At 71.6% G+C, this 3,568-nt stretch carries 5 protein-coding genes; 1 reads left to right on the top strand and 4 read right to left on the bottom strand.

Going from position 1 to position 3,568, the window contains the following annotated elements:
• Positions 1-190: 190 nt before the first annotated feature.
• From ABTZ94_RS36800 to ABTZ94_RS36785, 4 genes are all read right to left on the bottom strand, one after another.
• Positions 191-382, bottom strand: coding sequence for a DUF1059 domain-containing protein (locus ABTZ94_RS36800; RefSeq protein WP_351207696.1), 192 nt, complete (start codon positions 380-382; stop codon positions 191-193).
• A 64-nt stretch (positions 383-446) separates the two neighbouring features.
• Entirely contained in the window at positions 447-698 is a 252-nt protein-coding gene (locus ABTZ94_RS36795; protein WP_351207694.1) for a hypothetical protein, read from the bottom strand.
• Positions 695-1,189 carry a sigma factor-like helix-turn-helix DNA-binding protein gene (locus ABTZ94_RS36790; RefSeq protein WP_351207692.1) on the bottom strand — a complete coding sequence of 165 codons (495 nt, stop codon included), beginning with the start codon at positions 1,187-1,189 and terminating at the stop codon, positions 695-697. Before ABTZ94_RS36790 ends, ABTZ94_RS36795 begins: the two co-directional genes overlap by 4 nt.
• Before the next feature lie 87 nt (positions 1,190-1,276).
• Positions 1,277-1,807: a MarR family winged helix-turn-helix transcriptional regulator gene (locus tag ABTZ94_RS36785; protein ID WP_351207690.1), complete on the bottom strand. Its 531-nt coding sequence runs from the start codon at positions 1,805-1,807 to the stop codon at positions 1,277-1,279.
• A 181-nt stretch (positions 1,808-1,988) separates the two neighbouring features.
• Between ABTZ94_RS36785 and ilvA the strand changes: the two genes are divergently transcribed.
• Entirely contained in the window at positions 1,989-3,218 is a 1,230-nt protein-coding gene (gene ilvA / locus ABTZ94_RS36780) for a threonine ammonia-lyase (RefSeq protein WP_351207689.1), read from the top strand.
• The last annotated feature ends 350 nt before the right edge of the window (positions 3,219-3,568 follow it).

The following is a 3,568-nucleotide window of genomic DNA, read 5'->3' as shown; positions in this document are numbered from 1 at the left end:
TACCAGGGCTTTTGGCCAACGCGGAAGGGGGTCCCCCCTGGCCCTTAAGGCCTTGGGGGAGTGCGTGCTGGGCGGCGCGACGGGGCAAAGCTTGCGGGGAGGGGCACTAGGACCGACCGGCACAGGGGGGCGGATGAAGGCGGCCGGGTGGGCTTGATCACTGAAGCCCGCCCGGCCGCCTTCAGCACCGTTAGGCGTTGACCTTCTCGTCGTCCAGCGATGCCCGGATCTGTTCGCGCAGCTCCGGGCTGTCGGTGTGCTCATGGACGGAGACCGCGTGCTCCGCCGCGGCCCGTACGACTTCCTCTTCCTCGCCCGAGATGGTGAGCGAGCAGTTCGTGACGCTCGGATACTTGCGGCAGTCGGCGACTTTCCTGGTCATCGCAGCCTCCTCGGCCGGTTCGCCATGACGCCCCGTTCCAGGATAATTCGCCCCGGATCGGCCTTCACCAGCCGCCCAGCGGCGGCGTCGTCTCGACGGGAGGCAGCTGCCACGGCTGCGCCGCCACCGCCCACACCGTGAAGGCCGCCACCGCGGCGAACGCCACCAGCATCACCAGCCCGCGGGTGAAACGGTGCCGGCGCAGCAGCCGGCCGCCGCGCTCCGTCGCCCGCTGTGCCAGATCGGCGGGCACCTGCGGATGCGGACCGTCCAGCATGCGCCGGACCTCGTCCTCCCGGCTGCTGCCACGGCTCATCGCGCGACCTCCAGCGGCCGCTGCAACCCCCACCGCGCCGTGGGCCGGCGGGTGCCGCGCATCGTGGCCACCGAACGGTTGCAGATCGCCCGGATCCGCTCCACCGGAAGCCCGAGCAGCGCCGCGGCCTGCTCCTCCGCGACGCCCTCGTACAGTCGCAGCACGAGAACCAGGCGCTCCTGCGGTGTCAGCCGGTCCAGCAGCCCGCCGCGCGGCCGGTGATGCCGCCAGACCTCATGGGCGAACCGGGTGGCCAACTCCCCCCGGGTGCGGTCGTACGGGTCCTCGCCGCGCAGCCGTCCCCACTGGGCGTACGTTCGTGCCAGCGCGGCCGTGAGCATCCGCTGGGCCCGGGGGTTCGCTCCGGGCGGCTGCATGGGCTCGGCGGTGAGCAGCGTGGCAGTGTGCAGCAGTCGGCCGGCCGTGCCCCTCACGAAGGCCTCGAACTCCTGGGCGCGGCGCCGCTCCCGGGCCGCCTGGCGTTCTCGCACAGTCCTCATCCGAGCCGTTGCGGGGCTCCTGGTCAAGAGGCGTGCGTCCGGCAGCCTGCGCGGCACCGTCAGGTGCTGCCGCTCCCGTTACCCGGCCGGGGGCGCCTGGGGCGAGGTCTGGCGGGCGGCCAGTGCCAGATTGAACCGGGTGAGCAGCGTGCAGAACGTCTCGCGCTCCTCGGCCGTCCAGTCGTCCGTCACCTGGGTCATGAGCTCGCGCCGGGACTCGCGGACCTCGTCGAGCCGTGCCTGGCCGCGCGGCGACAGCTGGAGCACGACGGCCCGGCCGTCCTCCGGGTGCGAGGTGCGCTTGACCAGACCGGTGTCGACGAGGGGGGCGACCTGCCGGGTCACGGTCGAGGAGTCGATTCCCATGCCCGCGGCCAGTGCCTTGACACCCATCGGCCCTTCCCGGTCCAGCCGGTTGAGCAGCAGATAGGCGGCCCGGTCCATGGAATTGCGCACCTGGCCGACACCACCGAGGCGGGTCTGCTCGGCACGGCGGGCGAATACCGCGACCTGGTGCTGCAGCGCATCGAGGACGTGGTCGGAACCCGTGGGTTCGGGGGCGGCGCCCCCGGAAGGAGACGCAGCTGTCGTCATGTCCTGAGGGGGCATGGCCGGGGGCTCTCTTCGTGCGGTGTCGGATGGGTGGGGGACAGAGTACGCGGCCTCGGGGCAACGCGTAGCAGTGCTGCACAAACCTGTGGACAACGGCGCAGGACGGGGTCGCGCAAGGCGCCCGGCACCCTGCCGAGCCGCGACGTCCGGCACCCCGCCGAGCTGTAAGACTTGCGGTATGAACGTCCGTGCGCCCGGCCATTTTCCCCCGCTGATCCTCGACGACATACGCGGGGCGCAGAAGATGCTCTTGGGCGTGGCCAGAGTGACCGCCATGGAAGGCAGCCGCCACCTGACCGAGCTCGTGGGCGCGCCGGTGCACTTCAAGTGCGAGAACCTGCAACGGACCGGTTCGTTCAAACTGCGTGGCGCATATGTGCGGATCGCGGGCCTGTCCCCGGTGGAGCGGGCGGCCGGAGTCGTGGCCGCGAGCGCCGGAAACCATGCGCAGGGTGTCGCGCTCGCCTCTGCGTTGCTCGGCGTACGGTCAACGGTCTTCATGCCGGTCGGGGCGCCGCTGCCGAAGGTGGCCGCCACCCGTGAGTACGGGGCACAGGTCCGGCTGCTCGGCCATGTCGTCGACGAGACGCTGGCCGCCGCACAGGAGTACGCGCAGGAGACCGGTGCGGTCTTCATCCACCCCTTCGACCACCCGGACATCATCGCCGGACAGGGCACGGTGGGCCTGGAGATCCTCGAACAGTGCCCGGAGGTGCGCACCATCGTCGTCGGGATCGGCGGTGGCGGTCTCGCCGCGGGCATCGCGGTGGCGGTCAAGGCGGTCCGGCCCGATGTGCGGATCGTCGGCGTGCAGGCGGCGGGTGCGGCCTGCTATCCGCCGTCGCTGGCCGTGGGGCACCCGGTGTCGCTCGGCTCGCTGAACACGATGGCGGACGGCATCAAGGTGGGGCGCCCCGGCGATGTGCCGTTCGAGCTGGTCAGGGAGCTGGTCGACGAGGTTCGCACGGTCTCCGAGGATGAGCTGTCCAGTGCGTTGCTGCTCTGTCTGGAGCGGGCGAAGCTGGTGGTGGAACCGGCCGGTGCGAGCCCGGTCGCGGCGCTGCTGAGCGATCCGGAGTCGTTCCACGGGCCGGTGGTCGCGCTGCTGTCGGGCGGCAATGTGGACCCGTTGCTGATGCAGCGCATCCTGACCCACGGCATGGTGGCGGCCGGCCGCTATCTGAGTCTGCGGCTGCGGCTGACCGACCGCCCGGGTGCGCTGGCGACGCTGCTGGCCGTGCTCTCGGTGGTGGACGCCAACGTTCTCGACATCGGCCATGTGCGGACCGATCCCCGGCTCGGGCTCACCGAGGTCGAGGTGGAGCTGCAGCTGGAGACGAAGGGGCCGGAGCACTGCGAGGAGGTCTCGGCGGCGCTGCGCGAGGCGGGCTATCTGGTGATGAGCTGACCCGCGTGTATCGCGATGTGTCGCGTTACGGTGCCGACGCCGCCCCCCATTTGCCGGTCGGTCTAAGAAACCCGGTGAGGCACGCCGCTCGATCGGCCTTTGCTGCCGGTTCGCCGCCGTCGACGAGCGTCCGACCGGCCGCGAGAGCCTGCGGATGGCCGGTCGGCTCTGCCGGATGAGTGGGCGGGGCGCGAAGGCCAGGGCGGGGAGCCGCTGGAGCGGTTCGACCTCGCCGACGCGGCCGCACATGCGGGGAGCCTCCGGCCCGTCGGGCCGGGGGGGCCCCCCCGCAGTGGAGGTAGGAAGAGCGGGCGGGAGGGGAAGAGTGTAACGTCTAACGGGTTTATATC

Origin of the sequence: Streptomyces sp. NPDC002785, from assembly GCF_040295565.1 — a bacterium.
Classification (GTDB): Bacteria; Actinomycetota; Actinomycetes; order Streptomycetales; family Streptomycetaceae; genus Streptomyces.
The sequence above is the reverse complement of the archived record's forward strand: the minus strand, read 5'-3'. Positions and strand labels throughout refer to the sequence as shown.

Coding starts and splice junctions, on each gene's coding strand:
- ABTZ94_RS36800 (WP_351207696.1), bottom strand. CDS start 382: ATGACCAGGAAAGTCGCCGACTGCCGCAAGTATCCGAGCGTCACGAAC.
- ABTZ94_RS36795 (WP_351207694.1), bottom strand. CDS start 698: ATGAGCCGTGGCAGCAGCCGGGAGGACGAGGTCCGGCGCATGCTGGAC.
- ABTZ94_RS36785 (WP_351207690.1), bottom strand. CDS start 1,807: ATGCCCCCTCAGGACATGACGACAGCTGCGTCTCCTTCCGGGGGCGCC.
- ilvA (WP_351207689.1), top strand. CDS start 1,989: ATGAACGTCCGTGCGCCCGGCCATTTTCCCCCGCTGATCCTCGACGAC.